Below are 3187 nucleotides of genomic sequence, written 5' to 3' on the forward strand. Positions count from 1 at the left end.
GACTTGTAATAGTCACTCGGGGCGGGCCAACTTCACCTATTTCTGATGTCCGATCACAACACTTTGTACTGTCACCTGTACCTATAGGCCAGAAACTTTAATTGTTTCTTTATCTTTACTCATGTTACGATTCAATTACAACCGTGTCTGCGGTTCGATTACAACCGTGTCTGCGGTTCGACAGCCTGCGGTCTGCGGTTTGATAGCTTGTCTCTTTCAAGATACAAGGGGCGGGTTTAGCTAACAATCTATGATAAAAGCCAGTTTTTCAAGGCAAAAGCCGCCCTCTTTCTCCTTGAGTTAGTGACAGTTAGCATTCGCGGTTATGCGAGTCAGATTGAGCGTCGCGCAGAAGTTTAGAATCGTGAGCAAGCGATCGCAGATTTACATCAGCTTAGGGTGTTCGATCGTTCTGCGATTGGTCACTTTTATGCTGAAACGCGATCGGGCTATCTTCAAATGCGATCGTATATCCGAATGCTAGACTATTTGCGGTTGCTGGTATTGGAGTATTTGCAAATGAAATAGATCGGGAGTTTTTGGGGAAAAAATATGATGAACGATAAAACAGTAGCAACCCCATTTAAAATACCCGCAGAACTGCCATTTCTTCAGGCCATCTGCTGGCAAGTTGCTAATGTCCATAATCTTAGTTTCAAGGAAATGCTATGTCGCTACGAATCAGGCTGGCATTATTGGGGAGTATTGGGACAACCGGACTCTGAGGAACTGGCTTTTATTCAACAAATTAGCCAACACTCTCAATCTTGGCTGGTAGCAGAACTGGGAAGCATTAGTCAGTCCCCAAACAATGAAAAATCGGTAAATTCTAAACCAATGTTTGAACGCGAAATTCACCAAAAAATATTAACTGTACTCAGCCACTTGAATGTCGAGTTTTTACAGGAATGTCGCGCTTATTTTGGCGGCGGAACTCTGGTAAGTATGGAACATGGAGAATATCGGTTAAGTCAGGATATTGACTTTATGTGTCCGATGGATGGTGGCTACAATCTCCTGCGCCGAAAAGTTGCGGCAGCAGGCTATGATGTGATTTTTGCTAATCGCGATGGTATTGTTTTACCGAACGAAATTCAATCAAACCAGTATGGTATTAGATTTCCAGTTATTGTTGATGGTACGATAATTAAATTCGAGATGGTTTGTGAAGGGCGAATTCAGTTTGATGAACCAAGTTATCCTAGTTGGTCGCCTGTTCCTTGCTTGAATCAAGTTGATAGTATAGCAGAAAAGCTGTTAGCAAATGCCGATCGATGGCCGAGCGATCGCGTAAACTCTAGAGATTTAATCGATTTGGCAATCCAAAGGTTGGCAAGTGATCTTCCCCAAAAGGCGATCGACAAAGCTGAAGCAGCTTATCAAGTTATGGAACCGCTGAATCGAGCGATTGAGTATTTCCAAGACCGTCCCGATTATCGAGAAAAATGCTATGATATTTTAAGTATTGCAGAACCAGATCGAGTTATTGACGGTATCGATTTATTAGCTCAGGATTTAGGTAGAGAAATTACAGTCAGGACATTTAGCGAGACTATTTCCCCGTTCCCTGGCTCTTTGTTGTAAAGAAAGTTTCTAGTTTAACGAGCCGACTGGTGGCAAATTGTCGGGTGTCATCGTCTAAGATTTGAGCGGCACGAATGCTGATGGAAGGTTCGCCCCGAAATGCACTAATTAGAACACCTGAATCCAGATAGGTTAGTTTATCAGACACCGTGGCCACCTCGACGATCGGCAATTTCTTGCTCTAACTCCACTTCATTGAGGAGTTTCATGCCGTTGGCTATCGCCCGTTGGCGAAGTTTCCACAGGGTTTGACCGAGTTGTGTTTTGGGGGTAAATTCAGGTGAAGATTTGAGCGCTAGAGTTTGGGTAAACTGAAGGACTTTTGCGCGATCGGCGGGGGCAAGTTCGCGCCAGTATTGTAGGAGGATTTCTTCGGGAGGCATGGAATTTTTGTGGGCGTAACTCTCTAATTTATTTTACTCTTTTACAATCGATCGGATCAATGCCATTGGCGATAAAAATCTAGTTTATTCCCAGAGTCTTTGAACAGCATAAGCATCAAACATTTCCTCGTGGCTGATTAAATAAATAGGCATCTTCTGTCCACTACGCTAAGATGAAGGCAGGTTTACATTGTCTTATGAGGTCGTTATGACCAGTTCGCTATCTTCTACAAGCATTTCTCGCTATGTCACCCGCAATCCTGAAGTTTTGCAGGGGGAACCGATTATTGCAGACACTCAAGTTACTGTACGGGATATTGTGGGGTTTTGGAAATCGGGAATAAAGCCTGAAGAAATCCCACAGAAGTTACTTCAACTCGTGACGGCTGCTCAAGTTTTTGATGCGATTAGTTTTTATCTGGATAATCAACTAGAAATTGACGATCGGATTGCTTGGTATGAGGCGCGTCCGATGTTGAATGTTTCACCTCTTTTGAGATGTAATCCGTTGCTGAATGAAGTCACGAAATATGTTGAAGTATATCGCCACGATCGAAATGCAGATATCGATTTTCCTGAGTCTGATACTTTATGACTCAATATATTCTCGATACCGACCATATCACACTGCTGCAACACTCTAATCCACTCATATTACAACGTTTTGAAACTCTCCATACCAGCGATGTTGCTATTACTGTCATCAATGTTGAGGAATTGATTCAGGGCTGGTTCAATGCAATTCGTCAAGCTTCACAACCCGGACAGCAGCAACGCTTAACTTGGGCTTATGTTGGTTTGAGATCGACTGTTAAATTTCTCAACGATTTTCTCGTTCTGGATTTTACCGAGTCAGCTTGCGAGCAATATTTGGCGCTGCGCCGTCACGGAATACGAATTGGGACACAAGATTTGCGGATTGCGTCCATTGCTTTGGTTAATAACTCAATTTTAGTGACGCGAAATCGACAAGATTTTGCACAAGTCCCAGGACTGGTTTTAGAAGATTGGACATAACACAATACGGTTTACTTAAGAGAGGGCGGGTTTTGCCTTGATACAGTCGATTATTTCATAAATTTTGAGCTAAACCCGCCCCTACCGCCTTATGGTTGACTTAAGAAATTCGTCAAAAAGCCTTAAGGTTTTGCCTTGATACAGTCGATTATTTCATAAATTTTGAGCTAAACCCGCCCCTACCGCCTTATGGTTGACTTAAG

5 protein-coding genes are annotated in these 3187 nt (G+C 42.9%); 4 read left to right on the top strand and 1 reads right to left on the bottom strand.

Features of this window, described 5'->3' with window-relative positions:
• The first annotated feature begins 399 nt into the window (after positions 1-399).
• Both QUA44_RS27280 and QUA44_RS27285 read left to right on the top strand, forming a co-directional pair.
• The gene (locus QUA44_RS27280) at positions 400-528 is read left to right on the top strand and encodes a hypothetical protein (RefSeq protein ID WP_333276803.1); all 129 of its coding nucleotides are present in this window, start codon (positions 400-402) and stop codon (positions 526-528) included.
• 24 nt (positions 529-552) lie between these two features.
• A complete protein-coding gene (locus tag QUA44_RS27285) occupies positions 553-1584 on the top strand; it encodes a nucleotidyl transferase AbiEii/AbiGii toxin family protein (RefSeq protein WP_333256159.1) in 1032 nt (343 codons plus the stop codon).
• Positions 1585-1724: 140 nt separating this feature from the next.
• Here the strand turns inward: QUA44_RS27285 and QUA44_RS27290 are convergent, their stop codons facing one another.
• Positions 1725-1967, bottom strand: a complete 243-nt coding sequence (locus QUA44_RS27290) for a hypothetical protein (RefSeq protein WP_106332617.1) — start codon at positions 1965-1967, stop codon at positions 1725-1727.
• 208 nt (positions 1968-2175) lie between these two features.
• Between QUA44_RS27290 and QUA44_RS27295 the strand changes: the two genes are divergently transcribed.
• The gene (locus tag QUA44_RS27295; RefSeq protein ID WP_333256162.1) at positions 2176-2562 is read left to right on the top strand and encodes a DUF433 domain-containing protein; all 387 of its coding nucleotides are present in this window, start codon (positions 2176-2178) and stop codon (positions 2560-2562) included.
• The gene (locus QUA44_RS27300; protein ID WP_333256164.1) at positions 2559-2984 is read left to right on the top strand and encodes a type II toxin-antitoxin system VapC family toxin; all 426 of its coding nucleotides are present in this window, start codon (positions 2559-2561) and stop codon (positions 2982-2984) included. Before QUA44_RS27295 ends, QUA44_RS27300 begins: the two co-directional genes overlap by 4 nt.
• Positions 2985-3187: the final 203 nt, after the last annotated feature.

The organism is Microcoleus sp. N9_A2 (genome assembly GCF_036701775.1).
In the GTDB taxonomy this organism is placed as follows: Bacteria; Cyanobacteriota; Cyanobacteriia; order Cyanobacteriales; family Microcoleaceae; genus Microcoleus.

Excerpts from the sequence above, each read along its gene's own strand:
- QUA44_RS27285 (WP_333256159.1), top strand. The coding sequence starts at position 553 with ATGATGAACGATAAAACAGTAGCAACCCCATTTAAAATACCCGCAGAA.
- QUA44_RS27290 (WP_106332617.1), bottom strand. The coding sequence starts at position 1,967 with ATGCCTCCCGAAGAAATCCTCCTACAATACTGGCGCGAACTTGCCCCC.
- QUA44_RS27295 (WP_333256162.1), top strand. The coding sequence starts at position 2,176 with ATGACCAGTTCGCTATCTTCTACAAGCATTTCTCGCTATGTCACCCGC.
- QUA44_RS27300 (WP_333256164.1), top strand. The coding sequence starts at position 2,559 with ATGACTCAATATATTCTCGATACCGACCATATCACACTGCTGCAACAC.